This window comes from Streptomyces sp. NPDC028635 (assembly GCF_040637635.1).
Lineage (GTDB): Bacteria > Actinomycetota > Actinomycetes > Streptomycetales > Streptomycetaceae > Streptomyces.
Genome location: NZ_JBEZWX010000094.1, coordinates 1 through 1,212 on the forward strand (window position 1 = coordinate 1; position 1,212 = coordinate 1,212).

The window sequence follows — 1,212 nt, forward strand, 5'->3', positions numbered from 1 at the left end:
CAAGGTGCTCATCGCCAACCGTGGCGAAATCGCTGTCCGCGTGGCCCGGGCCTGCCGGGACGCGGGGATCGCGAGCGTGGCCGTCTACGCCGACCCGGACCGGGACGCCCTGCACGTCCGCGCCGCGGACGAGGCGTTCGCCCTGGGCGGTGACACCCCGGCGACCAGCTACCTCGACATCGACAAGGTCCTCAAGGCCGCCAAGGAATCCGGCGCGGACGCCATCCACCCCGGCTACGGCTTCCTCTCCGAGAACGCCGACTTCGCCCAGGCCGTCCTCGACGCCGGCCTGATCTGGATCGGCCCCCCGCCCCACGCCATCCGCGACCTCGGCGACAAGGTCGCCGCCCGCCACATCGCCCAGCGCGCCGGCGCCCCCCTCGTCGCCGGCACCCCCGACCCCGTCTCCGGAGCCGACGAAGTCGTCGCCTTCGCCCGCGAACACGGCCTGCCCATCGCCATCAAGGCCGCCTTCGGCGGCGGCGGCCGCGGCCTCAAGGTCGCCCGCACCCTCGAAGAAGTCCCCGAACTCTACGACTCCGCCGTCCGCGAAGCCGTCGCCGCCTTCGGCCGCGGCGAATGCTTCGTCGAGCGCTACCTCGACCGCCCCCGCCACGTCGAGACCCAGTGCCTGGCCGACAAACACGGCAACGTCGTCGTCGTCTCCACCCGCGACTGCTCCCTGCAGCGCCGCCACCAGAAGCTGGTGGAGGAAGCCCCCGCCCCCTTCCTCTCCGAGGAACAGGTCGCCGAGCTCTACCGCGCCTCCAAAGCCATCCTCAAGGAAGCCGGCTACGAAGGCGCCGGAACCTGCGAATTCCTCGTCGGCCAGGACGGCACCATCTCCTTCCTCGAGGTCAACACCCGCCTCCAGGTCGAACACCCCGTCACCGAAGAAGTCGCCGGCATCGACCTCGTCCGCGAGATGTTCCGCATCGCCGACGGCGAAGAACTCGGCTACGACGACCCCGCCCTGCGCGGCCACTCCTTCGAGTTCCGCATCAACGGCGAGGACCCCGGCCGGGGCTTCCTGCCCGCCCCCGGCACCGTCACCCGCTTCGACGCCCCCTCCGGCCCCGGCGTCCGCCTCGACGCCGGCGTCGAAGCCGGCAGCGTCATCGGCCCCGCCTGGGACTCCCTGCTCGCCAAACTCGTCGTCACCGGCCGCACCCGCGCCGAAGCCCTCCAGCGCGCCAAGCGCGCCCTGGACGA

The 1,212-nt window shown here is 72.4% G+C and carries 1 protein-coding gene; it reads left to right on the top strand.

Translation table 11 applies throughout. From position 1 onward, the window contains the following. Positions 1–1,212, top strand: a 1,212-nt coding sequence (locus AB0E88_RS35765; RefSeq protein ID WP_361639421.1) for a biotin carboxylase N-terminal domain-containing protein, incomplete at both ends; no start/stop codon positions are given.